Annotated in this window: 21 protein-coding genes, 2 tRNA genes and 2 pseudogenes; 12 read left to right on the forward strand and 13 right to left on the reverse strand. The window is 68.2% G+C overall.

From position 1 onward, the window contains the following. Nucleotides 1-88: 88 nt before the first annotated feature. The 8 genes and pseudogenes from ISU10_RS13480 to ISU10_RS13515 all read left to right on the forward strand — a co-directional run bounded on the left by ISU10_RS13480 (nt 89) and on the right by ISU10_RS13515 (nt 8,456). On the forward strand, nt 89-499 hold the full coding sequence (locus ISU10_RS13480; protein WP_194696930.1) for a cupin domain-containing protein: 411 nt from the start codon (nt 89-91) through the stop codon (nt 497-499). 76 nt (nt 500-575) lie between these two features. Next, a complete protein-coding gene (locus tag ISU10_RS13485) occupies nt 576-1,361 on the forward strand; it encodes an SDR family NAD(P)-dependent oxidoreductase (RefSeq protein WP_194696931.1) in 786 nt (261 codons plus the stop codon). A gap of 49 nt (nt 1,362-1,410) precedes the next feature. Continuing rightward, nucleotides 1,411-2,850: an allantoinase AllB gene (gene allB, locus ISU10_RS13490; RefSeq protein WP_194696932.1), complete on the forward strand. Its 1,440-nt coding sequence runs from the start codon at nt 1,411-1,413 to the stop codon at nt 2,848-2,850. Nucleotides 2,851-2,892: 42 nt separating this feature from the next. After that, nucleotides 2,893-3,699, forward strand: coding sequence for an LLM class flavin-dependent oxidoreductase (locus ISU10_RS13495; protein ID WP_194696933.1), 807 nt, complete (start codon nt 2,893-2,895; stop codon nt 3,697-3,699). Nucleotides 3,700-4,018: 319 nt separating this feature from the next. After that, nucleotides 4,019-5,249 (forward strand): annotated as a pseudogene (locus tag ISU10_RS13500) (IS256 family transposase). 183 nt (nt 5,250-5,432) lie between these two features. Continuing rightward, nucleotides 5,433-6,671: an IS256 family transposase gene (locus tag ISU10_RS13505; protein WP_194696934.1), complete on the forward strand. Its 1,239-nt coding sequence runs from the start codon at nt 5,433-5,435 to the stop codon at nt 6,669-6,671. A 274-nt stretch (nt 6,672-6,945) separates the two neighbouring features. Continuing rightward, complete coding sequence (locus tag ISU10_RS13510) at nt 6,946-7,539, forward strand: hypothetical protein (protein ID WP_194696935.1); 594 nt, start codon at nt 6,946-6,948, stop codon at nt 7,537-7,539. A gap of 209 nt (nt 7,540-7,748) precedes the next feature. Further along, on the forward strand, nt 7,749-8,456 hold the full coding sequence (locus ISU10_RS13515; RefSeq protein ID WP_194696936.1) for a DUF305 domain-containing protein: 708 nt from the start codon (nt 7,749-7,751) through the stop codon (nt 8,454-8,456). On the opposite strand, the gene ISU10_RS13520 is transcribed toward ISU10_RS13515, so the two are convergent. From ISU10_RS13520 to ISU10_RS13530, 3 genes are all read right to left on the reverse strand, one after another. Next, nucleotides 8,453-10,834 (reverse strand): FdhF/YdeP family oxidoreductase, encoded by a 2,382-nt coding sequence (locus tag ISU10_RS13520; RefSeq protein ID WP_194696937.1) that lies wholly within the window; start codon nt 10,832-10,834, stop codon nt 8,453-8,455. The genes ISU10_RS13515 and ISU10_RS13520 overlap by 4 nt on opposite strands. A 115-nt stretch (nt 10,835-10,949) precedes the next feature. Continuing rightward, a complete protein-coding gene (locus tag ISU10_RS13525) occupies nt 10,950-11,639 on the reverse strand; it encodes a class I SAM-dependent methyltransferase (protein WP_194696938.1) in 690 nt (229 codons plus the stop codon). Further along, nucleotides 11,636-12,475 (reverse strand): MFS transporter, encoded by an 840-nt coding sequence (locus ISU10_RS13530; protein ID WP_194696939.1) that lies wholly within the window; start codon nt 12,473-12,475, stop codon nt 11,636-11,638. The genes ISU10_RS13525 and ISU10_RS13530 overlap by 4 nt, the downstream gene beginning before the upstream one ends. 35 nt (nt 12,476-12,510) lie before the next feature. Here ISU10_RS13530 and ISU10_RS13535 point away from each other — a divergent pair, with 35 nt between their 5' ends. Together ISU10_RS13535 and ISU10_RS13540 are read left to right on the forward strand one after the other, a co-directional pair. Continuing rightward, nucleotides 12,511-12,762, forward strand: a complete 252-nt coding sequence (locus ISU10_RS13535) for a hypothetical protein (protein WP_194696940.1) — start codon at nt 12,511-12,513, stop codon at nt 12,760-12,762. Then, nucleotides 12,759-13,397, forward strand: a complete 639-nt coding sequence (locus ISU10_RS13540; RefSeq protein WP_194696941.1) for a TetR/AcrR family transcriptional regulator — start codon at nt 12,759-12,761, stop codon at nt 13,395-13,397. Before ISU10_RS13535 ends, ISU10_RS13540 begins: the two co-directional genes overlap by 4 nt. A gap of 225 nt (nt 13,398-13,622) precedes the next feature. Here the strand turns inward: ISU10_RS13540 and ISU10_RS23155 are convergent. Together ISU10_RS23155 and ISU10_RS13545 are read right to left on the reverse strand one after the other, a co-directional pair. Beyond that, nucleotides 13,623-13,755 (reverse strand): annotated as a pseudogene (locus ISU10_RS23155) (transposase); the annotation flags it as partial. A gap of 71 nt (nt 13,756-13,826) precedes the next feature. Then, nucleotides 13,827-13,900 (reverse strand) — tRNA-Phe (locus ISU10_RS13545). A 131-nt stretch (nt 13,901-14,031) separates the two neighbouring features. On the opposite strand from ISU10_RS13545, the gene ISU10_RS13550 reads away from it, so the two are divergent. Together ISU10_RS13550 and ISU10_RS13555 are read left to right on the forward strand one after the other, a co-directional pair. Continuing rightward, nucleotides 14,032-14,104: transfer RNA gene (locus tag ISU10_RS13550), tRNA-Glu, on the forward strand. A 1-nt stretch (nt 14,105) separates the two neighbouring features. Beyond that, nucleotides 14,106-14,696 carry a hypothetical protein gene (locus ISU10_RS13555; RefSeq protein WP_194696942.1) on the forward strand — a complete coding sequence of 197 codons (591 nt, stop codon included), beginning with the start codon at nt 14,106-14,108 and terminating at the stop codon, nt 14,694-14,696. Between the two features lie 44 nt (nt 14,697-14,740). Here the strand turns inward: ISU10_RS13555 and ISU10_RS13560 are convergent, their stop codons facing one another. The 8 genes from ISU10_RS13560 to ISU10_RS13595 form a co-directional block, all read right to left on the reverse strand. Beyond that, nucleotides 14,741-15,721, reverse strand: a complete 981-nt coding sequence (locus ISU10_RS13560) for an electron transfer flavoprotein subunit alpha/FixB family protein (RefSeq protein WP_194696943.1) — start codon at nt 15,719-15,721, stop codon at nt 14,741-14,743. Next, a complete protein-coding gene (locus ISU10_RS13565; RefSeq protein ID WP_370865351.1) occupies nt 15,718-16,494 on the reverse strand; it encodes an electron transfer flavoprotein subunit beta/FixA family protein in 777 nt (258 codons plus the stop codon). The genes ISU10_RS13560 and ISU10_RS13565 overlap by 4 nt, the downstream gene beginning before the upstream one ends. A gap of 14 nt (nt 16,495-16,508) precedes the next feature. Further along, the gene (locus ISU10_RS13570) at nt 16,509-19,022 is read right to left on the reverse strand and encodes a GcvT family protein (RefSeq protein ID WP_194696945.1); all 2,514 of its coding nucleotides are present in this window, start codon (nt 19,020-19,022) and stop codon (nt 16,509-16,511) included. A 139-nt stretch (nt 19,023-19,161) separates the two neighbouring features. Next, nucleotides 19,162-20,148 (reverse strand): ABC transporter substrate-binding protein, encoded by a 987-nt coding sequence (locus ISU10_RS13575; protein WP_194696946.1) that lies wholly within the window; start codon nt 20,146-20,148, stop codon nt 19,162-19,164. A gap of 62 nt (nt 20,149-20,210) precedes the next feature. Then, on the reverse strand, nt 20,211-22,316 hold the full coding sequence (locus tag ISU10_RS13580) for an ABC transporter permease (protein WP_194696947.1): 2,106 nt from the start codon (nt 22,314-22,316) through the stop codon (nt 20,211-20,213). Beyond that, nucleotides 22,313-23,401, reverse strand: coding sequence for a quaternary amine ABC transporter ATP-binding protein (locus ISU10_RS13585; RefSeq protein WP_194696948.1), 1,089 nt, complete (start codon nt 23,399-23,401; stop codon nt 22,313-22,315). The genes ISU10_RS13580 and ISU10_RS13585 overlap by 4 nt, the downstream gene beginning before the upstream one ends. Beyond that, entirely contained in the window at nt 23,398-25,119 is a 1,722-nt protein-coding gene (gene betA / locus ISU10_RS13590; protein ID WP_194696949.1) for a choline dehydrogenase, read from the reverse strand. Before betA ends, ISU10_RS13585 begins: the two co-directional genes overlap by 4 nt. After that, complete coding sequence (locus ISU10_RS13595; RefSeq protein ID WP_194696950.1) at nt 25,116-26,603, reverse strand: aldehyde dehydrogenase family protein; 1,488 nt, start codon at nt 26,601-26,603, stop codon at nt 25,116-25,118. The genes betA and ISU10_RS13595 overlap by 4 nt, the downstream gene beginning before the upstream one ends. Between the last annotated feature and the right edge of the window lie 89 nt (nt 26,604-26,692).

Raw genomic sequence — 26,692 nt, forward strand, 5'->3', positions numbered from 1 at the left:
TCTACTAAACCGACACCTAGGGTCGTGCGTGACCACCGGACTCATGGCCGGAACGCGAGACCCGCAGGCCCGATTGGAAGGCATTGGCATGGAGAAGCTCACCCCCTTGTCGAACGACAAGTCCTACGCCTTCGCGTGGGAGACCCTGACCACGACCTTCAAGGACGCGCAGTGGGAAGAGCGCGGCGCCGAGATCGGCGACACGGTGATGAGCATCGTTCGCGGCAAGGCCGGCTGGGACGCCGTCGAGTCCTTCGAGGACATGCCGGACGGCATGTGCCAGTGCCCGCACTTCGGCGTCGTCATCTCGGGCCGCATCCGCATCGTGACCAAGGACGGCAACCTGGAGTGCACCACGGGCGACATCTACTGGCAGGCACCTCCTCACCGCGTCGAGTGGCTCGAGGACTCCGTGCTCGTGGAGTTCTCGCCCAGCAAGGAGTTCTGGGCGTTCACCGAGCAGGCCGAGGCGACCAAGAACAAGCTGGAGAACAGGTAGCGCCGGTCGCGGCGCTTCCACCGCTGGATGCGGCTGCATCAGAATTGTTGACCCTGGGCTCGAAGATCGGTGAGTGATGAAGGACCTGGTGAACGACGTCGTCCTCGTGACGGGCGCTTCGGGGATGATCGGATCGGCGACCTGCGCTGCCTTCTTGGCGGCCGGCGCCAAGGTGGTAGCGGTCGGCCTCGACGAGTCGATCCGACAAGGCGCCGCGTACTCCGGCACGGCCGTCGATGCCTACGAGACAGACGACTTCCACTACATCCGCGCCAACCTCGACGACTCAGCGGAGATCGAGCGCGTCTTCATGGAGGCGGAGGAGCACTTCGGCACCGTGTCCGTGCTCGTGAACTGCGCCGCCATCTATCGCCGAACGCCGTTCTTCGACATCGACCAGGACCTCCTCGACCAGGTCTTCCGCGTCAACGTCTCCGCAAGCATCCTGTGCGCGAGACGAGCCGCGGAGCGGATGATCAGCGAGCAGGTGGCGGGCCGGATCGTCAACGTCTCGTCGACGTCCTCCCAGCAGTCCGACCCGGTGTCGGTCCACTACGACACGTCCAAGGGGGCGGTCGACACGGCGACCAGTGCGATGGCTGTCGCGCTAGGGCCCCACGGCATCAGGGTGAACAGCGTTGGTCCCGGCGAGATGATCAAGTCCCAGGAGACCGACGACCTGCGCGATCCCACGAGCCTGAGCGACTTCGAGCGACGCCGCATTCCGCTCGGGCGGGTGGCGACGCCGCAAGAGGTCGCCGACGTGATCTTGTTCCTGGCCTCCGACCTGTCACGAGGTGTCTCCGGCACGACCATCTGGGTCGATGGCGGCACCCTCGGCACCTGGGACGTTCTCGACTGAACCCAACCGGTCGTCGTAGGCGGATCGGCTCGATGTTGAAGGAGCATGCATGAGCAAGGGCCAGACCTCGCACGTCCCGAGCACGGAGCCGGGTCGGCACGAGCGCGCTGCTCTCGCTGTCGTGGGTGGAACGGTCGTCACCGAGAACGCGCTGTTCGCCGCGACCATCCTGGTCGATGAGAGCGGCAGGATCGCCTCCATCCAGGAGCCTGGCGCCCGGGTCGACGCGGAGTCCGTCATCGACGCCAGCGGCCTCCACGTCTTCCCCGGCGGGGTCGACACCCACGTCCACCTCAACGACCCGGGGCTCACCGCGAGCGAGGACTTCTACAGCGGCACTTCGGGGGCCGCGGCCGGCGGGATGACCACCGTTCTCGAGATGCCACAGACCCAGCCGCTGGTCGACTCGCTCGAGCTGGTGTTGGACAAGCGCGACATCGTCGCGCCGAAGGCTGTCGTCGACTTCGGGCTCTATTGTGCGCTGGTTCCCGCCCTTGCACAGGACCCGACTGCGCTGCGAGCGATCGTCGAGGCCGGAGCCGTGGGTTTCAAGGGCTTCGTCTGCAACACCCCCGAGATGCCACATCTCAACGAGCAGCAACTCATGCGCGGGATGAGTCACCTGGCCGGACTCGGCGTTCCGTTGGCCGTGCACTGTGAGTCCCAGGCACTGATCGACCTGAATGCGACGAGACTGCCCGTCGGAGACCTCGAGCGGAGCGTCTACGAGGCCGCCGAGGTCCGTCGCGGCGCGGAGACGGCTGCCGTGCGCATGGTGCTCGACCTCGCCAAGGCCACCGGTGCCACCATCCACCTCGTCCACATGAGCGATCCGCGGAGCGTCGAGCAGATCAGCGCCGCCAAGCGCGCCGGCGTCAAGGTCTTCGCCGAGACCTGTCCCCACTACCTCATCCTGGCCGACGAGGATCTCCACACGGTGTCCGAGTGGGGGGTCTGCAACCCCCCGCTGACGTCTCAGAGCGCCATCGAGGAGCTCTGGCAGCTTCTCGAGCATGGCGAGCTCGACAATGTCGCATCGGACCACTGCGCCTACACCTACGAGGAGAAGAAGCCCGGCAATCCCTGGGACGTGGCACCGGGGATCAACACCATCCAGCTGATGTTCCCCCTGATGGTCGCCAGCGCCCGGGAGCGGGGGCTTCCTTTGAGCCTGGTCGCGAGGCTGCTCAGCAGCAACCCGGCGCGGCAGTTCGGTCTGTATCCCCGGAAGGGCGCCATCGTCCCTGGCGCGGACGCCGACCTGGTCGTCATTGACACCCAGGGGTCGATCCAGGTCGATGCCCAGCAGCTGTTCACGCGCTGCCCGGGCACTGCCTACGACGGACGACGCATCGACGCGAGAGTGCGGCGGACCATCGTGCGCGGGCAAGTCGTGTACGCCGACGACGGCGAGCCACGGATTCTCGCTCAGCCAGGCTACGGCGAGCTCGTCACGCCGCAGACCGCGGCCATGGCCGCCCCTCGCTGAGGTGCGGTCGGCTCCGGCAGTTCGCAAGGGGGCAGCACGCCAATGACGCCGAACGTGGGGGTCGTCTTCCGACCGCAGTCCCCGCCCGAGGAGCTTCGGGCGATGGTCGCGGAGGTCGAAGCAGCCGGCATCGCCGAGCTGTGGCTGTGGGAAGACTGCTTCTGCGAAGGAGGACTCACCGCGTCGGCGGCTGCTCTCTCCTGGTCCAGCTCGTTGCGGGTGGGCGTGGGCCTGCTGCCCGTTCCCCTGCGCAACCCGGCCCTGGCCGCCATGGAGATCGCGACCCTCGCTCGCCTGTGGCCGGATCGCTTCGTGGTCACCCTCGGTCACGGGGTGCAGGAGTGGATGGCCCAGGTCGGGGGCAGCGTGGCGTCGCCGATGACCCTGCTGCGCGAGTACGTGATCGCCGTCCGCAGGCTGCTCGACTCCGAGGAGGTCACGATCGAGGGCACGTACGTGCGACTCGATCGGGTCCAGCTCGCGTGGCCGCCGGTCAGTCGACCGGAGATCATCGTCGGGGCCCGCGGTCCGCGCACCATCGCGCTCGCTGGCGCGGAGGCTGACGGCGTCTTACTCGACACGACGACAGACGCGAACGTAGTTCGGCATGCGCGGGAGATCGTGGACGAAGCCCGTGCCACAGCCGGGCGGGACGGTGCATCCAAGATCTATGTCTACACAGCGGTCGATGCCACGGAGAATCCCCTGAGCATCGGTCCGCGACTGGCGGAGTCACTGGCTGAGTTCGCTGAGGCCGGAGCAGACACGGTCCTGGTGCATGGCTCGGACGCGCACCCTCAAGGCCGAGACATCGTGAGGATCCTGCGCCCACTGCTCGCGACGGAGTGATCCGCGAGCCGCGCAACCAGACAGCCACAGAGGGGCCGGCAACGGGAGGGGCTGGTGACCCAATGAGGCGATGTGCGGTCTGAGTCCAATCTGGGATCTCGAATCGCCGAACGACGACTGCGAAGTGCCGCGCAGATGCATTGAGACGCGTACCCCTGGCGTACCCCCGCAATGCCACTGGTGCTGTTGAGGGGGTGACGTCCCGTGAGGTGGTGTAGTTCGGGCCGCTGTTCGTCGTGTTGACGATGACGTAGGCGGCCACCGTGCAACGGTCAGTGAGTACTTGCGACAGTGACTCACGGATAGGACACGAAGCACGATGGCCTTGGACAATGCTGCACTACTCGAGCTCCTGGAAGCGCTACAGGCTGCTGGCGTTGAGGACCGGATCCGGACCGCGGCGCAGACGATCTACCAGGCTTTGATTGATGCCGAGCTCACCAGCGTGATCGGGGCGGGGCCCTGGGAACGCAGCGATTCGAGGACCGCGCAGCGCAACGGCTCGCGGTCGCGGACGCTGACCACGACCGCGGGTGATCTGGAGCTGCGGATCCCGAAACTGCGGTCCGGATCGTTCTTCCCCTCGCTGTTGGAGCGGCGTCGGCGGGTTGACCAGGCGTTGTTCGCGGTGGTGATGGAGGCCTACCTGCACGGCGTGTCGACCAGGAAGGTCGACGACCTGGTCAAGGCCCTGGGTGCCGACACCGGGATCAGCAAGTCCGAGGTGTCGCGGATCTGTGCGGACCTCGACGAAGAGGTCGGGGCGTTCCGGGATCGATCCTTGGCCGACCAGGCGTACCCGTACGTGTTCCTCGACGCCACCTACTGCAAGGCACGGGTCAACCGGCGGGTGGTGTCCCAGGCGGTGGTGATCGCCACCGGGGTGACCGCCGACGGCCGCCGCGAGGTGTTGGGCTTCGACGTCGGGGACAGCGAGGACGGGGCGTTCTGGACCGCGTTCCTGCGCGGCCTGAAGGCCCGCGGACTCGGCGGGACCCAGCTGGTCATCTCCGATGCCCACACCGGCCTGAAGTCCGCGATCGCCTCGGTGCTGATCGGCGCCGCCTGGCAGCGCTGCCGGGTGCACTTTCATGCGCAACGTCCTGGCGGTGGTGCCGAAGGGCAACCAGGAGATGGTCGCTGCCGCGATCCGCACGATCTTCGCCCAGCCCGACGCCGAGCATGTCCACGACCAGTTCGAGGTCATCGCCACCATGCTCGGCCGGCAGCTGCCCAAGGTCGAGCAGATGCTGCGCGAGGCCCGCGACGACCTGCTCGCGTTCACCGGGTTCCCCGCGGCGCATTGGAAGAAGATCTGGTCGACCGATCCCCTGGAGCGGCTCAACAAGGAAGTCAAACGCCGCACCGACGTCGTCGGCGTGTTCCCCAACCCCGCCGCCCTGCTCCGACTGGCCGGCGCCGTCCTGGTCGAGGCCCACGACGAATGGCAGGTCACCGCAGACCGCCGCTACCTCTCCGAACGCTCCATGGCCCTCATCACCGAGAACAAGACCCAGGAGGTGGCCAAGCCAGAACTCATGACGGTATGATCAAGTCACTGACCCCGCACGGTGTCGAGAAACTCCACCACCCAGCGGGACGTCACCTCTGCGGTAAGAGTCCCTGGGAGTGGTGGGGTTTGAGGTCCAACGGCGGGGCTGCGTGAAGTAGGCGGCCATCGGCGGGATCTTCGGTGTGAAACGACCAAGTCACGCACTGAAGGAGAACCACCGATGGCCTTGTCCCAGTCTGCCCTCTCGGAGTTGCTCGAGGCGTTCCGCACCGGCGATGGCGTCGACATGATCCGCGAGTCGGTCCGCACCGTGCTCCAGGAGCTCGTCGAGTTCGAAGCCGCCGCAGTGATCGGCGCCGAACGCTACGAGCGCACCGCGGACCGTGTCACCGAACGCAACGGCACCCGCCCCAAGCTCCTGGCGACCAAGGCCGGCGATGTCGAGCTGCGGATCCCCAAGCTGCGCAAGGGCTCCTACTTCCCGTCCATCCTCGAGCCCCGGCCTCGGATCGACCAAGCGTTGTACGCGGTGGTGATGGAGGCCTACGTCCACGGCATCTCGACTCGCAGTGTCGATGACTTGGTCGTCGCACTCGGCGCCGACAGCGGGATCAGCAAGTCCGAGGTCTCTCGGATCTGTGAGCAGCTCGACGAGTCGGTCGGGGCGTTCCGGACCCGGCCGCTGGACCACATCGCGTTCCCCTACGTCTACCTGGACGCGACCTACCTGCACGTGCGCAACAAGCCCGGCAAGGGCGGCCAGGTGGTCTCGATGGCCGTCGTAGTGGCCACCGGGATCGCCGCTGACGGATCCCGGGAGGTCCTCGGACTCGACGTCGGTGACAGTGAGGACGAGACGTCTTGGCGCAGCTTCCTTCTCAGCCTCAAGCAGCGCGGCCTGGCCGGCGTGCAGCTGGTCATCAGCGATCAGCACTCCGGACTCCTCAAGGCGCTCAAGCGGTCCTTCCAGGGCTCGGCCCACCAGCGCTGCCGGGTCCACTTCGCCCGCAACCTGTTGGCGCACGTCCCCAAGACCCACGCCGACATGGTCGCCGCGGTGTTCCGCACGATCTTCGCCCAACCCGACCCCGAGGCCGTCGCCGCCGCGTGGGACGAGGTCCGCGACCAGCTCGCCGCCTCGTTCCCCAAGGTCGGTCCGCTGATGGACGAGGCCAAGGCCGAGGTGCTCGCGTTCACCGCCTTCCCCAAGGCCCACTGGCGCAAGATCTGGTCGACCAACCCGCTCGAGCGGGTCAACAAAGAGATCAAGCGCCGCTCCCGCGTCGTCGGGATCTTCCCCAACGCCGCCGCGGTGATCCGACTCGTCGGCGCGGTCCTGATCGACACGCACGACGAATGGATCGCCGGCGACCGCCGCTACCTATCCGAGGAGTCCATGGCGCTGCTCAACACCACCATGGATACTGATGAACACGCCGCCATCGAGAGCGGCGAGTAGGGCACCGAGGATCCCCTCAAAGCCCACCACCCCACGGGGCTCTGTCTGTCTGCGCGTAGTACGCGCGCAGGTGAGGGACTTCCCCGACGCCACGGAAACGCCTGGGGGGACCGGCACGAACTCCCGACCCGTCGGAGGCCGCAGGTCTGGTTCGGGTGCCGTTGACCTGATCTAGGTGTGACGTGGACGACACCGGCCCGCAGGGTTCCAACTCGACCTCGACTCCTTGCGTCTTGGGTTCAGAAAATCCGAATCTTGAACAGGAGCAAGGAAAATGCGTAGGAACATCACCAGGCACTTCATCGTCGTCAGCAGCCTGCTGGTCGCCGGTCTCGGTATCGCAGGCGCTGCCACCGCCGATGACGCCGCGAAGCCCGCCCAGCGGCCCATCTCCACGGCGCTGGCATCGGACTCGGCCGACCAGCCGAAGGTCAACGTCGAGTACCAGCGCGGCATCGTCCTCGAAGGCACCGGTCTGGCCGGCGACCTGCCGGTGGCGGTGACCGTGTACGAGAACTCCCTGTACGGGAACTCGATCCAGGTGGTCCTCGGCGACCCGGACGACGGCGGCCAGATCGGGTACGTGGAGCAGACCGCTCCCTTCGTCGTCGACGGAGTCCTCAACGCCACCATCGACCTCGACGGCCGCACTGTCGAGCTCACCGGCACCGTGGAGAAGACGGGTCGCACCACGAAGGTGATCGAGCCGATCCAGGACGCGGGCGAGCAGGTGGTCAGCAAGGGAACCCAGACCCAGCTGTCCACTGACGTGCGGTTGTCCTTCGACGAGAACAGTGTCGCCCTGGAGTTCGCCCCGGCGTTCGCCTACGACCTGGAGGTCCGCAAGGTCGCTCTGTACGGCAACTGAAGCACCTACCAGACGCCATCGCCACGGGATGCCCGTGGCGATGGCGTCTTGCTCTCAACCGGCCCGCATCGTTGCCTGCGCCGGGGTGGCCGGCCAGGGCCACGCTGCAGGACTTCTGGCCCGTCGCTCCGGGTGCTTGTGCCCTTCTGGCAATCCCTTCGCCACGAGAGCGTCGAAGTCAGAAGCACCGAACACACTTGGAGCCTGCGATGAAGCGTTCCCCGATCCTGGTCGTGATCCTCATCGTGGCGGTGGTCACCGCGGCTACGGCCCTCGGGGCTCTCGTGGCGAATCGTGGCGACAACACCAGTACGCAGATGGGCCCGGGGATGATGTACGGCGACTCGTCGAGCGCTCCCGACTGGTGGAACGGGTCCTGGAGTTCGATGATGGGCCCGGCTGCGGCGGCAAGTGAGCCCGAGTACCTGGCCGCGATGGTCGCCCACCACCAGGAGGCGGTCGCGGCTGCGCGCGAGCTTGCCAGGTCCGACCGGCCGCAGATGCGAGCCTTCGGGGAGTCAATCGTGAAGACCCAGACCTCGCAGATCGAGCAGATGACCGAGTGGCTTGCCGACTGGTACCCAGAGCAGTCGACCGCGGTCGACTACCGGCCGATGATGCGAGACCTGTCGGGCCTCTCGGGTGACAGGCTGGATCGGACCTTCTTGCGCGACATGATCGGCCACCACATGGCCGCGGTGATGATGTCCCAGCGCCTGCTGTGGCGACGCGCCGACCACGAGGACGTGGCGCGCCTGGCGACCAGGATCCGCGACGACCAGCATGCGGAGATCATCCAGATGCAGCACTGGCTGTCCCGGTGGTTCGGTATCGACTGGAGTCCCGGCATGGGGATGCGCTGGGGGATGTGGTCCGTCGAGACGCCACGCGGCCACGTCCGCAACGGTCTGCTCTAGCTCAGGTGTTGGGGTGCCACATGGCGCTTGGTCTCCGCGCCGTCGTCGACCGGCTCGCCCGTCGCCGTACCTTCCGGCCGACCGACCCCGGGTGCGTCCGGGGTGGCGGGGACCAGCCGGACCACGATCGACTTGTACGCCGGCTGGTGGCTGCCCACTGCCTTGGCGTCCAGTGACACCAGGCAGTTGGTCTCCGGGTAGTACGCCGCCGCACAACCCCGAGGTGTGTCGTAGGAGACGACGCGGAACCGTGGGGCGGTGCGGGTGCAGCCGTCGTCGGTCTCGCTGACGATGTCGACGTACTGGCCGTCGCGCAGCTGGTGGGTGTCGATGTCGCGGGGGTTCACCAACACCACCCGCCGACCGCCCTTGATCCCGCGGTAGCGGTCGTCGAGTCCGTAGATCGTGGTGTTGAACTGGTCGTGCGAGCGCATGGTCTGGAGGAGGAGACGGCCCTCCGGCACGTGCAGCACCTCGGTCGGGCTGACGGTGAAGATGGCGCGGTCCTTGTCGGTGGTGAACGTGCGGGTGTCGCGCGGCGGGTGCGGCAGCACGAATCCGCCTGGCTCGTCGACCTTCTCCTCGTAGCCCGCGCAGCCGGGCACCACCCGCCCGATCCGGCGCCGGATCTGGCGGTAGTCGTCCTTGAACTCGGTCCACGGGATGTCGTGGGTGTCGCCGAGAGTGGCCACGGCGAGCGAGCAGACGATGTCGACCTCCGAGCGGAGCTGGTCCGAGGCCGGCTCGAGCGGGCCCTGCGAGGCGTGCACGGAGCAGAGCGAGTCCTCGACGGTGACTCGCTGCGAACGCCCGCCCTTGATGTCCTTCTCGCTGCGGCCCAGCGGCGGGAGGATCAACGCCTCACGACCGTGCACCACGTGGGAGCGGTTGGGCTTGGTCGACACCTGCACGGTCAGGTCGGCCTGGCGCAGAGCGTTCTCGGTCACGATCGTGTCCGACATCGCCGCCACGAAGTTGCCGCCCAGTCCGAAGAACACCTTCGCCCTGCCGTCGCGGAACGCCTTGACCGCGGCCACCGCGTCATACCCGTCCTCGCGAGGCGGCTCGAACCCGAACTCGTCACGCAAGGCGTCGAGGAAGTGGGCAGGCGGCCGCTCCCAGATCCCCATCGTGCGGTCGCCTTGCACGTTGGAGTGTCCGCGCACGGGGAACAAGCCGGCGCCGGGCTTGCCGATGTTGCCCTGGAGGAACGCCAGGTTGGAGATCTCCTTGACGTTCGCCACTCCGTTGCGGTGCTGGACCAGCCCCATCGCCCAGCAGTAGACGGTCTTGCGCGAGGTCGCGATCATCCGCGCGGCTTGTTCGATCTGATCGCGCGAGAGACCTGTCGATGCGAGCACCAGGTCCCAGTCGAGCCCGCGCAGGTGCTCGGCGTACGCCTCGAACCCGTAGGTGTGCTGCTCGATGAAGTCGTGGTCGAGGTGGCCCCACTCCAGCAGCAGGGAGGCGATCGCCTGGAACAGCGCCAGGTCGCCGTTGATGCGCACCGGGAGGTGGAGGTCGGCCATGCCCGTCCCGTGGCCCACCATGCCCCTGGGTGTCTGCGGGTTCTTGAACCTGACCAGCCCCGCTTCCTTGAGCGGGTTGATCGCGATGATCTTCGCGCCGTTGCGCTTCGCCTCCTCCAGCGCGCTGAGCATCCGCGGGTGGTTGGTCCCCGGGTTCTGCCCAGCGATGACGAGCAGCTTGGCGTGGTCCACGTCCTCGAAGGTGACCGACGCCTTGCCGATGCCGATCACCTCGGCGAGGCCGACCGAGGTCGACTCGTGGCACATGTTGGAGCAGTCGGGCAGGTTGTTGGTGCCGTAGGCGCGCACGAAGAGCTGGTAGACGAAGGCCGCCTCGTTGGAGACCTTGCCGGAGGTGTAGAAGACGGCCTGGTCCGGCGAGTCGAGACCGTTGAGGTGCTTGGCGATCAGCGCGAACGCCTCGTCCCACGAGATCGGCTCGTAGTGAGAAGCACCGGGCCGCAGCACCATCGGCTCGGTGATCCGGCCCTGTCGACCCAGCCAGTAGTCCGTGCGGTCGTGCAGCTCCTCGATCGGGTGGGCGGCGAAGAACTCTCGCCCGGCGCGACGTCGGGTCGCCTCCTCGGAGACGGCCTTCACGCCGTTCTCGCAGAACTCCGCCGTGTGCCGGTGCTCGGGGGAGGGGTCCGGCCACGCGCAGCCCTGACAGTCGAACCCGTCGGCCTGGTTGAGCTTGAGGAGCGTCTGCGCCGCACGCCGCACGCCCATCTCCTCGACGGCTCGCTTGAGGCTCACCCCCACGGCCGTCGGACCAGCCGCGTGGTCCTCGGCGGCACTCACGGACAGCTCGGACTCGTCGATGTCGCCCCGCGGCGCCTTGCGACTCAATGGATCCACCCTTTCGTCGCCGACCCAGTACCCCCGGGTGAGGCAGTGGAGACATCGCCTCTGTCAGGTCGTCGAGCGCGCCGACCCTCGGACTCTCACGGCTCCTCGCCGGGCGTCACTTGGGGGCCATGAAGAGGCAGGTGTGGTAGGCCTTCCACACGAGCTCGGGCTCGGCAAACCCCGCCTCGTGGAGTGCTGACAGGTTCTCGGTGACGGTCGGTCGCGGATGGTCGTGACGGTGAGGAGGCAGGTCGGCCGATCGCTTCTTGGATGGTCGATCCTTCTTGCGCAGCAACTTGTACCGGGCATCCCAACCCGCGGGCGGCTCGGTGTGATCGAGGTTGGCGATCCACCCACCAGAGCGCAGGAGAGCGAAGCTGGCCCGGTAGAAGGCGACGAGCTCGGCGTAGGTCAAGTGATGGGCAGCCCTCGACGACACGACGACGTCTGCCTCGGGTAGGTCCGCACGATCGATCTCGCGCATATCGGCGATCACATAGGAGATGCGGTCGCCGTACTCCCCCAGTCGAGCCTGCGCGATCTCGAGCATGGGCGTCGATGCATCGACCCAGACGCCGCGAGCCTTCGGGAATGCGTCGAGCAGGACCGAGAGGTAGAGCCCGGGACCTGAACCGATGTCGACGATCACGCCGGGTTCCGTGGTCCCTGTTGCCACGACCGCGGCGGTCAACGAGCGGGGGAAGGCAAGGCGGTCGCCGATGTCGTCGTCCTTCTCGTGCCACAAGCGGACGAAGTCGCGGTTGCGCCAGTCGCCGGGGATGGTCGTGCCAGGTGTGTCAGTCATTGCGCGCGTTCCCTCTCGAGGTTGGTTGACCGCGTCGCGGTCGCGAGGATCAGACAGGTCAGGAGACAGACGACGCCGCCGACGATGAGCCCGGCTCGCGCGTCCCACACGTGGCACACCCAGCCGATGACCAGGCTGCCCACGGGCGTGGCTCCGTTGGACATCAGGTTGCGCAGCGAGAGGATCCGGCCACGCATCTGCGGCGTGGCGGCGAGCAGCACGAGGGCGTTGGACGTGGTGTTGAACGAGGTGTTGCCGGCGCCGACGCCGAGCATCAGCGCCAGCATGATCGCGTACGTCGGCGCGATCCCGGCGAGCATCGTCAGCACGCCGAACAGCAGGAGTTCGACGGTGATCATCCGGATCGATGGATTCGCCAGATACGCGCAGATCAAGGCTCCGACCATGGCACCGATGCCGAGGAACGACATCAGCCACCCGTAGGCGCTGGCACCGGCGTCGAAGGTGTCGGCCGCCATCAACGGCAGGATCACCCGGAAGTTCTGGGCGAGAGCGGATACGAGCAGAGTGGCCAGCAGGGCCAGCCGAATCTCGCGGTGGTGCCAGGCATAGGCGAACCCAGCACGCACCTGTCCTCCGCCGCGTGGCTGTGGTGGCCTGGGAGTGAGCTGGTCGCCTTTCATCACGACCAGCGCCACGATGATCGCCACGAACGTCAGGGAGTTGAGCAGGAACGCCACCCCCGATCCTGCGATCCCGATGACGACACCAGCAATGGCCGGGCCGATGAGGCGCGCGGCGTTGTTGATCGAGCTGTTCAACGAGATGGCGTTGGCGGCCTGGTTCCGGTGGAGCAACCGGAGCTCCTCGTCCATGAGATCCGCGAGTTCTTCCGCCCCTTGAGGCCCGCGTGAACTCGCCCGCACCCGTGGTGCTGACCGTGGCGGCTCTCCACGAGGTCGGGCTGCTGGCGCGGCTCGCCGCGGTCCTCAACAGCCTGCCCGTGACTTCCTTCAGCTACCAGGTCCAAGAGCCGCGCGGTCGCGTCGCACTGCTCGTCGAGGTCGGCGGCGACCCGTGGCACCACTGGCGCGCCGCGCAGCTGCTGCGGCGCGTCGTAGGAGTCACCAATGGCAGCGTGCGTGAGACCGTGACCGGATGAGTGATACCGGCACGGGAGCCCGGGGCCGACGTAGTCGTCGCGAGCAGTACGCCGACGCGACGAAGGCGGCGGTGGTCTACGCGGCCCGCCAGCTGTTCGCCTCACAGGGCTACTTCGCCACCAAGGTCGAGGAGATCGCGCGGCTCAGTCGCGTATCTCCCGCCACGATCTACGCCCAGTGCGGCGGAAAGCAGGGCCTGCTCCGGACCCTGATGGATGAATGGACCGAAGGCCCTGGTGTCCAAGCGGTCGTCGACGCTGTGCGCGCGTGCGAGTCGCCGCGCGAGATCATCCGGATCCTCGGCAACGCCTACCTGGCAGTCCATGAGGACTTCGGGGACGTCACCCGGGTCGTCAGCGAGACCGCCCCGCACGACGAAGAGGCCGCACGGGTGCTCGCCATCGCGACGCAGCGTCACCGCCACGTGCTCGATCTCGTGGCCGCCCGACTCCGCGAACTGGATGGCATCGCTGACGGACTGAGCGACAAGGACGTCGCCGACCTCGTCTTCTACTACTTCGGGCGGGATCGGATCGGGTTCGTCGTTACCGATCTGGGCTGGACCTCCACGCGTGCCCGCGACTGGATCGGCGAGCAGTTGGCGCGCACCGTCCTCAAGTCTGGTGTGTCGTAACCGCACCAGGCAGCGCATCGCTCGGCAACTGTCGGGCTGCCCGAGTACGGGACGAGTCGTTGGGTCGAGATGGGACCGAGCCCCGCGGGCTGGTGGGCTTTGAGGTGGCCTTCGGTGCCTAGGCGCCGCCCGATGGCGGGGTGATCACCAGTATCCATGGCGAAGTCGAGCTGCGCCCTGGACTCCTGTGGGAGTAGCTGCGGTCGCCGGCGGTCGATTCGTCGTGACGCGCTCGAGTGGGTTGATCGACCAGATCTTGCGCGACTGGGCTTTCGGGAAGCCGGTGAACGCCGGGACCTCGGCCCTGGCATCGTCGATGAGCGGCCACCTTCGCGAACGAGTCGGCTAGCGGGTCACGATCGGAGCGACACGCGGCGAATGTCTAGGAGTGACAAGACGAAGAATGCGCAGGCCAGCGCCTCGAAGAGGTGGCCAGGGGCGGGGTCGAACCGCCGACCTTCCGATTTTCAGTCGGACGCTCGTACCAACTGAGCTACCTGGCCGTTGCCCGCCGACCGGACGGTCGAGCGGGCGAGCAGAACCTTACCGGAGCCCTCGGAGGGCGGCGAAACCGACGGCTCGCGTGGATTCGGAGGAGAGCACGCACCCTCCCTTATGCTGATCCGCGATCCAGGCCCCCATCGTCTAGCGGCCCAGGACCCCGCCCTTTCACGGCGGTAGCACGGGTTCGAATCCCGTTGGGGGTACGTGCTGGCGTTCCCCGACAAGGGCTTCGTGTTCTTGTCGACGCCGAAGACGGGGTCCACGGCGATCGAGGCGGCGTTCGCACATCGTGCGGCGATGTTGATCCGGCGGCCCTCGTCGCTCAAGCACATGACGGCGCGGCGGTTCGAGCGGGTGATCGCGCCGATCCTCGACGAGTTCGGCTACCCGCGGGAGTCCTACGAGCTGGTCTGCGTGATCCGCGAGCCGGTGGACTGGGTGGCGTCGTGGTGGCGGTACCTCTCGCGGCCGGCGGTGGCCGGGCAGCCGCAGTACACGGGGGACCTGACCTTCGACGAGTTCGCCGGCAGGGTCGTCGGGCGCGAGATCAAGATCGGCAACCTGGGGCGGTTCGTGCGCAACGCCGAGGGGCAGGAGGTGGTCTCGACGATGTTCCGCTACGACCACCTCGACCGTGCGGTCGCGTGGATGGCCGAGCGGCTGCGAGTCGACGCACCCGAGCTCGAGCAGACCAACGTCTCGCCGCAACGGCCGATGGAGATCAGTGCGACGACGCGAGCCCGGCTCGAGGAGCACTTCGCCGGACAGGCCGCGTTGTACGAGCGGGCCTTATAGGTCTCGAGACGGTTGCCAACGCAACCCTCCGCGACCAATGAGCCTCAGCCCTTGCGGCGCTTGATCTCCTCGTTGATCGCGGGAACGATCTCGTGGAGGTCGCCGATGACGGCGTACGTCGCCTTGGTCACCATCGGCGCCTCGGCGTCGGAGTTGATGGCCAAGATGTTCTTGGCCGTCGCACAGCCCGCCCAGTGCTGGATGGCTCCGCTGATGCCGCACGGGATGTAGAGCTCCGGGGAGATCCGGCTGCCGGTCTGGCCGACCTGCTCGTGGTGGGGGCGCCAGCCGGCGCTCGTCACCACGCGCGAGACGCCGAGCGTGGCCCCCAGCAACGAGGTCAGCTCGAGCACGTCGTCGAACTTGTCGGCACCGCCGACACCGCGACCGGCGCCGACAACGACCTTGGCCGAGGACAGCGCGCCGGACAGGTCCTCCTCGGGCTCCTCGCTGGAGACCACGCGAGCGAGCAGGTCGGCCGCGTCGATCGAGGGCGTGTGCTCCACGACGTCAGCCGGGCCGGAAGCCGTGGCCGGCTGGGCCTCCAGGGCGTGGCCGGCGACCGTGAACACGGCAGGCCGCTGGTTGAGCACCATCTCCTCGCGGGCGGCACCTCCGGCGACCTGGCGGGTCACCACGAACGGCGCCAGCCCGGAGAACGAGATGACGTTTGCGGCCATGGCCACGCCGGCGCGGGCGGCGACGTGGGCCATCAGCTCCATGCCGCGGTCGGTGCCGGCGGCCATCACCACGACCGAGCGGGCTGCCTCGCGGGCGGTGAGGATCGCCGAGGCCCAGCCGGCTCCGGAGTACGCCGCGACGTCGTCGCCGCCGATCCGGTGCACGGTGCGCACGCCGTAGGCGGCCAGCTCCTTGTGGAGGTCGTCGGAGAGCTCGTTGAAGACCACCGCGTCGACGGGGACTCCGCCGCCTGCCTCGGAGAGGTTGCGGGCGAAGGTGATCGCCTCGAGCGACACCTCGGACGCGGTGCCGTCGAGGTCGGTCTCGATGTGGACCAGGATCATCGCGACAGCACCCCCAGCTGCTCGAAGAGGTCGACGACGGCGGGTGCCGCAGCAGCCCCCTCGCCCAGGATCTGCACGGAGCTCGGCGTGGGCGGCGGCAGCAGCAGCTTGACCCGTTGCGGGCCGCGGTGCTCGGCGGCGGGCTCGCGCTCCTCGATCTGCACCTTCTTGGCGGCCATCCGGCCCTTCACGCTCGGGTAGCGCGGCTCGACGCCGCCCTCGCGGATGGTGACCACGGCAGGCAGCGGGACCCGGTAGGTCTCCTGGCCCTCCGGCCCCTTGCCGACGGCCACCGCGACACCGTCCTCGATCGTCACGGTCGTCGCGCCGTTGACGACGGGGCGGCCCAGCTCGTAGGCGAGCCGGATGCCGACCTGGAAGTCGCCGGTGTCGGAAGCGTCGCTGCCGAGCAGCACCAGGTCGTGGGTGCGGCCCGCAGCCTCGTGGTCCCTGACGACGGCCGCGAGCTCGCGGGCGATGTCGATCGGACCGAGCGTGTGCGCGTCGGCCACCACGTGGGTGGCCTGGGTGCAGCCGACCGCGAGCGCGTTGCGCAGCTGCTCGGCGGCGTCCTTGTCGCCGAGCGTCACCACGGTCGCCTCGCCGCCACCCTCACCGGCGGCGACGACCTGCGTCGCGATCTCGACCGCGCATTCCTCGTGGGGCGAGGTGGTGAAGCCGGCCTTGCTGCCGTCGACGGCCTGCTCGTCGGCGGTCAGCAAGACCTCGCTCGAGGAGTCCGGGACTCGCTTGACCGCGACCAGAACGTTCACCGGCGAGGGGACCATCAGCGCATCCGCTCGTTGCTCGGGTCGAACAGGCTCGTGGCGTCGATGGAGCCGACCGTGACGGGGTAGAGCTCCTCCATGTAGGACACCGCGAGCTCGTTGCCGATGCGGGCCTCCTCCGGAGGCAGGTAGGCCAGCAGCACGTGCTTGCCGAGCGACGGCGCGGAGCCGGCGCTGGTCACGTAGGGGTGGTGGCCGTGGCCGTCGGTGAGAGTGCCGCCGTCGCGGGTCAGGATCGGCTCGCCGCCGAGCATGTAGCGCTTGATGCCCGAGGCCGAGGTGTGGTCGTCGACGGTCATCGTGCACAGCACTGCCTTGGGAGCCTCCTCGCGCTGGGCCAGGTAGGCCTCGCGGCCCACGAAGTCGGCGGCCTTGACCTTGGGCCGCTGCATGCCGGCCTCGACGATCGAACGCTCGGCATCGAGCTCGGCACCGTAGGCGCGGTAGCCCTTCTCGATGCGGCCGGTCGTGCCGTAGACGCCGATGCCGACGGGCACGACGCCCTTGTCGGCGCCGGCCTCGAGCAGGGCCTCCCACAGCGCCAGCGCGTCGCCCATCGCGACGTAGAGCTCCCAGCCGAGCTCGCCGACGTAGGAGATGCGGGAGGCGAGCACCTTGATGCCGGGGCCCACGGTGATCTCGCGGCACGACAGCATCCCGAAGCCCTCGCCCGAGACGTCGTCGGACGTCAGGGACGCGAGCACCTCGCGGGCCACCGGGCCCCAGAGGCCGATGGTCGAGATCTCGTCGGTGCGGTCGGTCAGCGTGGTGGCGCCGTCTTCTGGCAATTGAGCGGTGAACGTGTGGCGGTCGGCCATGCCGTGGGCGCCACCGGTGACCACGCGGAAGTGGTCATCGCCCAGGCGCATCACGGTGAGGTCGGAGAGGAACCCGCCCTTGGCGTCGAGCACGGGGGTGTAGATGACCTTGCCCACGGCCACGTCGCACTGGGCGACGCAGGTGCGCTGGACGGTGTCGAGCGCGCCCGGACCCTCGATGTCGAGGATCTGGAACGCCGAGAGGTCGATGACGCCGGCGTTCTCGCGCATGGCGAGGTGCTCGGCGTTGATGATGGGGCTCCACCAGCGCGAGTCCCACTCGTGCTCGCGCGGCATCACGGCGTCGCCGTACTTGTCGAGGAGGCCGGCGTTGGAGGCGTACCAGAAGGGGCGCTCCCAACCCGCGGTCTCGAAGAACTCGGCGCCGAGCTTCTCCTGCGAGGAGTACATCGGGGACTTGCGCTGCGGGCGGTCCGATTCGTACTGCTCGGAGGGGTGGATGATGCCGTAGGTCTTGATGAACGACTCGGTGGTGCGCAGGCGGGTGTGCTCGCGGCGCAGCATGTGGGGGTGGAAGCGCGCGATGTCGCTGTGAGCGACGTCGATCTCGGAGTAGCCGCGGGTCATCCACTCGGCGACCGCGCGGCCCACGCCCGGACCCTCCTTGATCCAGACGGCAGCGGCGGTCCACAGGCCCTTGACGTGGGACTCGCCCAGGATCGGCGAGCCGTCGCTGGTCAGCGACAGCAGGCCGTTGATGGCGTAGCGGATCTCGGCGCCGTCGGCACCGAGCAGGTCCGGCATCAGCTCGAAGGCCTGCTCCAGCTGCGGGTCGAAGTCCTCCTCGGTGAAGGGCAGCTCGGTGGGGGAGAGCTTGGACTGCTCGATAGTGGGGATGTCCTCGGGCTCCATCAGGATCGCGCGGTGGGCGTAGGAGCCGACCTCCATGTCGGCGCCGTGCTGGCGCTCGTAGCAGAAGGTGTCCATGTCGCGCACGATCGGGAAGTTGATCTCACCGGTGCCGCCGGCCAGCTGCGGGCAGGGGCCGACGCTGATCATCTGGTGCACCGCAGGGGTCAGCGGAATGGAGACGCCGGCCATGTCGCCGATCTTGGGGCTCCACACGCCGCAGGCGATCACGACGTACTCGGCGTCGATGTCGCCCTTGTCGGTGCGGACCCGACGGATGCGGCCGTCCTCCACGTCGAGACCGAGCACCTCCACGTTGGGCACGGTGGTCAGCGCGCCTGAGGCGACAGCGCCCTCGCGCATGATCGTGCCGGCGCGCAGGGAGTCGACCACGCCGACGCCGGGCTGCCAGAAGGCACCGATGATCTGGTCCTCCTCGATGAAGGGGACCTTCTCCTTGACGAAGGCAGGGGAGACGATCTCGGCCTCGATGCCCCAGGCCTTGGCCGAGGACATCCGGCGACGCAGCTCCTCCATGCGCTCCTCGGTGCGGGCGACCTCGAAGCCGCCGCACTCGGTGAACACGCCGAGCTCCTTGTATTGGATGACCGAGTCGAGGGTGAGGTCGGTGATCTCACGGGAGTGGTCGGTCAAGAAGATGAAGTTGGAGGCGTGACCCGTCGAGCCACCTGGGTTGGGCAGCGGTCCCTGGTCGATCTGGACGATGTCGGTCCAGCCCAGCTTCGCGAGGTGGTGCACGAGGCTGTTGCCGACGATGCCTGCACCGATGACGACGACCTTGGCGCTGGCGGGGACTGTGGCCATGCTGCTTGCTCCTTCGAAGTTGTTGCGTATTACGCACTCGATTGCGTGATACGGAACGCTGTGCAAATGGTACGACGCCCGTCCCCGCCGCTGTCAACTAGCGGCGGGGACCGGACGTCGTCAGGCGGGACTCAGCCCGTCAGCTGGTCCAGGAGGCGACCTTGTCAGCGTTGTCGGCGACCCACTTGGCGGCGGCGTCCTCGGGAGACATCTTGTCCTCCTCGATGTACTTGGCCACGGTGTTCTGGTCGTCGTTGGTGAAGTTGAACTTCTTCAGCAGGTCGACGGCCGGCGAGCCGGAGTCGAGCCACTTGGTCGAGGCGACCTTCTGCAGCGGGGTCTCGGGGTAGTCGCAGGCGACCTTGGCCGGGTCGTCCTGGCAGCCGTCGGTGTACGGCGGCAGGGCGACGCGCTGCAGGTCGACGTCGGCGAAGAGCCACTGGGGCTCGTAGAAGTATCCGATCAGGAACTCCTTGTTCTCCTCGGCCTTCTGGAACGCGCTGATGCTCGCGGCCTCGCTGCCGGAGAAGACGACCTTGAAGTCCAGGCCGAGGTTCTTCACGATCGCCTCGTCGAACTGGACGTAGGACGGGTCGGCGCCGAGGAACTGGCCCTGGCCGCCCGACTCGGAGGTGGCGAAGTCCTTGGCGTACTTGTTGAGGTTCTTGTAGTCGAGGATGTCGGGGTGTGCCTCGGCCAGCCACGGCGGCACGAACCAGCCGATGATGCCCGTCGCGCCGAGGTCGCCGACGTTGGTGGCGCTGCCGTCACCCTTCTCGGCGAAGAACTTGTCCTCGAGGTCGGGGTGGCCCCAGTCCTCGATGACGATGTCGACGTCACCGGTGCCGAAGCCCTGCCAGGAGACGTCCTCCTTGAGGTCCTTGTAGACCATGTTGCAGCCGTACTTGTCGGCCGCGACCGCGCCGAACACATAGGCGTCGGCGGTGTAGCCGACCCACGGGTTCAGCGCCATGTTGACGTCGCCGCAGTCGCCGTCCGAGCCGGCGTTCTGCTCGTTCTGCTGGGTCTCCGAGGCGATGTCACCGCCGCCACAGGCGGACAGCGCCAGGAGCGCGACGGCTGAAGCCGACACCAGCTGTGTGGCGCGCTTCCAGTTCGTTCTCATTCCTTCTCCTTCAGGTGTCGTGCTTCGTGGTGCTGCTTGTTGGGACTTGCGGTCCGAGAAGATCAAACGGTGCTGCGGGAACCCTGGAAGCGGGCGCGGGCCTTGACCCACTCCAGCTGGAGGCGCGAGCTCTGGTCGTTGGGGTCGGCGGCCGCAGCGCGGCAGATGCGGTCGATCATCACGCCGAGCACCACGATCGTGATGCCTGCCGCGGCGCCCTTGCCCCACTCCTCGGAGCGGGCGAAGCCGAGCACCGCGTCATAGCCCAACGCGCCCGCCCCGACCATGCCGCCGATGACGACCATGGACAGGACGTAGAGCAGGCCCTGGTTGGTGGCCAGCACCAGCGAGGACTTCGCCATCGGCAGCTGCACCTTGGTGATCTCCTGCCAGGTGGTGGCGCCGGTCGAGCGGGAGGCCTCCAACGTGGTGGCCGAGACCCCGGAGATGCCGTCGGCGACCAGCTTGATCGCGACCGGGGCGGCGTACACCGTCGCGGCGATGATCGCGGTGAACCGGGTGGCGTCGAAGAGGGCCAGCACGGGGATCAGGTAGACGAACGGCGGGATCGTCTGGCCGGCGTCGAGAAGCGGCCGGAGGATGAAGTCGACGGTCCGGCTCCGGGCCATCCAGACGCCGAAGACCAGCGCCAGGATCATCACCAGCAGCGTGGCGACCAGCACCATGTTGAGGGTGATCATCGCGTCGTGCCACAGGTCGAAGTACCACAGCAGCGCGCACCCGACCACCGCGGACACGAAGCCGCGGATACTGCCCAGGAGCGAGGCCATCGCCACGATCGCCAGCCCGGTCACGAACCACGGGGACTCCGACAACAGGTCCTGCAGGGGGTTGAGCAGGCCGTAGCTGATGATGTTCTTGATCGCCTCGGTGATGCCGTCGAAGGTGCTGCTGATCCAGTTGAAGACGTCGTCGACGAGGTTGGCGGTGTTGCGGCCCAGGCTCGTCAGGTCGATGCCGGCCGAGGACTTCAGCTGGGCGAGGAAGTTGTCGTAGCCGGCAGCCCAGCTGTAGGTCCGGGACACGTAGACGAGCGCCAGGGCCACGACCGCCGTGACCGCGAGGATGATCCGGCGCCACTTGGGGTCGTGGCCGCCGCGCGATGCCTTCTCGGCGCGCAGGCTGGCGGCGGTGGTGGTGCGGTCGAGCATGATCGCCATCAGCACGATCAGCAGACCGGGCACCGTGGCGCCACCGACGTCGTTGCTCTGCAGGGCCCGCAGCACCGGCTTGCCGAGACCCGGCGAGGCGACGAAGGCGGCCAAGGTGGCCATGGACAGCGCCGCCATGATTGTCTGGTTGAGGCCGACCACGATGGTCGCCCGGGCCATCGGCAGCTGCACCTTCGTCAGCCGCTGCCACGATGTCTGGCCCGAGGAGTCGGTCGCCTCGATCGTGGTCGGCGAGACCCGCCGGAGTCCGTGGCCGGCAATGCGGATGATCGGCGGCAGCGCGTAGACCAGGGTGCAGACCACACCGGCGGAGGTGCCGATGCCGAAGAACAGCACGATCGGGCCGAGGTAGACGAAGGTCGGCATCGTCTGCGCGATGTCCATCAGGGTGGTGAGGATGCCCACTCCGACCTTGCCGCCCGTGCCGTAGTAGACGGCGAGTGGCAGGCCGATGAGGACGGCGATGAGGACGGCGAGCATGGTGACGATCAGGAGGTCGATCGAGTCCTCCCAGTAGCCGAACGCTCCGAAGGCCAGGAACGAGACCAGCACGAGTACGGCGATGCGCAGGTTCGCGACGGCGTAGCCGATCCAGGTGGCGATCGCCACGACGCCCAGCCACCCGATCTGCGGGTAGGGCCGCGGGAAGTCCTTGGTCGAGATCATCCGCGAGAGCCAGTCGGCGAAGCTGGTGAGGCGCTCGCCGATGGAGTAGGTCAGTGACACGAACGGGTTGGTGTCGCGGCTGGCCAGCACGGAGTCGCGGAACCCGGTCAGGTCCTGGTGCAGGGGCGTGTGGTCACGCTGGCCGAGGGTCAAGGTGGCGTCGCCGTGGAAGATCCTCCAGAGCACCACCCAGACCGCGATGATGATCGCTGTCCAGACCCACTTGCGTGCGGCGGCGGCGCGGCGACTCTCGACCTCGACCGGCGGGGGAGCCGCGCCCGGCTCCGGCTTGCTGGCCAGGACCGTCATGCCGGGACCTCCTGGTGGTCCTCCTCGGCCACGACCACGCGGAGGATCTCCTCGTCATCGACGATGCCCACGACCTTGCCGTCCTCGATGACGCGCACCGGATGGGCCGAGGCGAGCACTGCTTGGGCGGCCTTGCGGACGATGGTGTCGGCGGGCATGGTCGGCCCCTCCATGGAGTCCTCGGGCCGCGGGTCGCGCATCACCCACTTGAGCGTCAGCACGTGGGAGCGCGGGACGTCGGAGACGAAGTCGCGCACGTACTCGTCGGCGGGTGCGCCCACCACTTCGTCAGGACGGCCGACCTGGATGATGGCGCCGTCTCGCAGGATCATGATCCGGTCGCCGAGCTTGAGCGCCTCGGCGAGGTCGTGGGTGATGAAGACCATCGTCTTGCCGAGCTCGTGGTGCAGGCGGATGACCTCGTTCTGCATGTCTCGGCGGATCAGCGGGTCGAGCGCCGAGAAGGGCTCGTCGAACAGCAGCATGCTCGGGTCGCCGGCCAGGGCGCGGGCCAGGCCGACGCGCTGCTGCATGCCGCCCGAGAGCTGGTCGGGGTAGGAGCGCTCGTAGCCCTTGAGGCCCACCAGCTCGACGATCTCGGAAGCCTTGGCGCGGCGGTCCTTCTTCGCCACCCCCCGGATCTCGAGGCCGTAGGCGACGTTGTCGATCACCTGGCGGTGGGGCAGCAGGCCGAAGTGCTGGAAGACCATGGAGACCTGGCTGCGGCGTACGTCGCGCAGCTGGGCCTCGCTCGCGCTGACGATGTCCTGGCCGGCGATGACGACCTGGCCGGCGGTGGGCTCGATCAGCCGGGTCAGGCAGCGGACCAGTGTCGACTTGCCGGAGCCCGAGAGCCCCATCACCACGAAGACCTCTCCAGGAGCGACGTCGAAGGAGACGTCCTTGACGCCCACCACGCAGCCGGTCTTCTCCTTCAGCTCTGCGCGCGAGAGGTCGGCGTCGGGAGTGCCGATGATCTTGTCGGCGTCGCGCCCGAAGATCTTCCAGAGGTTCTTGACCGTGAGCCCGGCATCGCCGTCGGAGGCCGTCGAGCCCGCGGCAGGCTGGGTAGTGGTAGTCGTCATGACGTGACCTCCGGGTTGCGGCTGTCGCCGGGCGGGTAGAGCGTGCTGCCGGCGCGGAAGCTGTACCAGGGTGCTTCCGAGGGGGGTAGTGGTGTGTTCCCGAGGATCAGGTCGGCCGCCTTCTCGGCGACCATCATCACCGGGGCGTAGATGTTGCCGTTGGTGACGAACGGGAAGACCGACGCATCGACCACGCGCAGGCCCTCGACGCCGTGCACACGCATGGTCGAGGGGTCGACGACCGACATCTCCTCGACGCCCATCGCTGCGGTGCACGAGGGGTGCAGCGCCGTCTCGGCGTCGGCGCGCACCCAGTCGAGGATCTCCTCGTCGGTCGACACCGACGGCCCAGGCGAGAGCTCGCCGTCGTTGTAAGGAGCGAAGGCGGGCTGGTTGAGGATGTCGCGGGCCACGCGCACTGCCTCCACCCACTCGCGTCGGTCGTTGGGCGTCGAGAGGTAGTTGAACACCATCGACGGGTGCTGCTTGGGATCGGTCGAGCGGATCCGGATGCGGCCGCGGGTGTCGGCGTACATGGGTCCGATGTGCACCTGGTAGCCGTGGCCCTTGGTGGGCGAGCTGCCGTCGTAGCGGATGGCCACGGGCAGGAAGTGGAACATCAGGTTGGGGTAGTCGACGTCCTCGTTGCTGCGAGCGAAGCCGCCGCCCTCGAAGTGGTTGGTGGCGCCCAGGCCGCGGCGGTGGAACAGCCAGTTGTAGCCGATGCCAGGACGGGCCCGCCAGCGCAGGCCGGGGGCGATGGAGACCGGCTGCTTGGAGGCGTACTGGATGTAGACCTCGAGGTGGTCTTGGAGGTTCTCGCCCACGCCCGGGGAGTGTTGCACGACGGGAATGCCCAGGCCGCGCAGGTGCTCCTGGTCGCCGACGCCCGAGAGCTGCAGGAGCTGGGGGGTGTTGATCGCACCACCGCACAGGATCACCTCGCCGGCCGCGACGCTGCGCGGGCGGCCGGCACGCAGGTAGTCGACGCCGACGGCGCGCTTGGCCCCACCCGATGTCTCGAAGCGGATCTTGGTGCCGAGGGCGAGCGTCTCGACCTTCAGGTTCTTGCGGTGCATCACCGGGTGCAGGTAGGCCCGTGCAGCCGAGAGCCGACGGCCACGATGCACGTTGCGGTCGAACCGCGCGAAGCCCTCCTGGCGGTAGCCGTTGACGTCGTCGGTCAGGTGGTAGCCGGCCTGCTGGGCTGCTTCGAAGAAGGCGGCGAACAGCGGGTTCGCCGCGGGCCCCTGCTCGAGCACGAGCGGCCCGTCACCGCCGCGCCACTGGTCGGCCGCGACGCTGCCGTCGACGAGGAGCCGGGTCTCCATGCGCTTGAAGTAGGGCAGGCAGTGGGCATAGCTCCACTCCTTCATGCCCGGCTGAGCGGCCCAGCGCTCGTAGTCCATGGGGTTGCCGCGCTGGAAGATCATCCCGTTGATGCTGGAGGAGCCGCCGAGCACCTTGCCGCGCGCGTGGTGGACGCGGCGGCCGTTCATGTGCGGCTCGGGGTCGGTCTGGTACTTCCAGTCGTAGAGCCGGTTGCCGATCGGGATCGGCAGCGCGGCGGGCATGTGCACGAACGGGTCGATGCGCCAGTCGGAGTGACCCGCCTCGAGCACGAGCACGCTCGTGGACGGGTCGGCCGAGAGCCGGTTGGCCAGCGAGCAACCGGCCGAGCCCCCGCCGACGATGACGATGTCGTAGCGGTCACTCATCGGGGACTCCCGTCGAACCAGCGCTGCTCGGCAGGGCGGATGTTGTGCCACACGTGCTTGGTCTCGCGGTACTCGGCCAAGCCGTGCTCGCCCAGCTCTCGCCCGATACCGGACTGCTTGTAGCCGCCCCACTCGGCCTGCGGGACGTAGGGGTGGTAGTCGTTGATCCAGACCGTGCCCATCCGCAGCCGCGCGGCGACTCGCTGGGCCTTGCCGGCGTCCTGGGTCCAGATGGCGCCGGCCAGGCCGTACTGGCTGTCGTTGGCGATGCGCACCGCGGCGCTCTCGGGGTCCTCCCCGGAGAACGTCTCGACGGTGAGCACGGGTCCGAACGACTCCTCCTGGGTGACGCTCATGTCGCTGGTGCAGCCGTCGAGCACGGTGGGCAGGTAGTAGAAGCCGTTGGCGAGAGCCGGGTCGTCGGGCGCCTGGCCGCCGCACCGGAGTACGGCGCCTTCGGCGATGCCGGCTGCCACGTAGGCGGCCACCTTGTCGCGGTGCGCCGCGCTGATGAGCGGCCCGGTCTCTGCCTTATCGTCGAACGGGCCGCCCAGGCGGATCGCCTGCGCCCGCTCGACGAGCGCGTCGACGAAGGAGTCGTGGATGGACTCCTCGACCACCAGTCGCGCACCGGCCGAGCACACCTGGCCCGAGTGGAGGAAGACCGCCGTGAGCGCGTAGTCGAGGGCCACGTCGAGGTCGGCGTCGGCGAAGACGATGTTGGGGTTCTTGCCGCCGAGCTCGAGAGCGACCTTCTTGACCGTCGCTGCGGCGTTGGCCATCACCACGCGGCCGGTGACCAGACCGCCGGTGAACGACACCAGGTCGACGCGCGGGTCGCTGGCCAGGGGCGCGCCGGCGTCGGCGCCCGCGCCGAGCACCAGGTTGCCGACACCCGCGGGCAGTCCGGCCTCCTCGAGGATCCGCATCAGGTGGATGCTCGTGTGAGGCGTGAGCTCGCTGGGCTTGAGGATGAAGGTGTTGCCGGCCGCCAGGCAGGGCGCGACCTTCCAGGACGCCTGCAGCAGGGGGTAGTTCCACGGCGCGATCAGGCCGCAGACCCCGACGGGCTCGTGCACGACGCGGCTGACCACGTCGGCGTTGCCGGTGTCGACGACGCGGCCGGCGTCCTCGGAGGCGATCCGACCGTAGTAGCGGAACACCGAGACCACGTCGGCGACGTCGTACTCGGCCTCGACCAGGCGCTTGCCGGTGTCCTTGGACTCCGCCAGTGCGACCGCGTCACGGTCGCGCTCGAGCAGGTCGCCGACCCGGAGCAGGAGGTCGCCGCGCTCGCGCGCGGAGGTGTGCGGCCAAGGTCCGTGATGGAAGGCGTCGTAGGCGGCCGCGATGGCCGACTCGGTGTCCTCGGCGGAGGCCTCGTCGATCTCCGCCACCAAGGTGCCGTCCGCGGGGCAGCTGATGGTTCGGCGACCGCCCCGCGACGCGGTTGCCCACGCCCCGTCGATGTAGAGCTCAGGCATCAGGCCCGTACCGTCCTCTCACCGCACGTCGCCGCCTCTGCGGTTGCGCGATCCGCAACGCGGTGCTCATACCGCAACGATCCGCTAAC

The organism is Nocardioides agariphilus (assembly GCF_015352445.1).
GTDB classification, from domain to species: domain Bacteria; phylum Actinomycetota; class Actinomycetes; order Propionibacteriales; family Nocardioidaceae; genus Nocardioides; species Nocardioides agariphilus.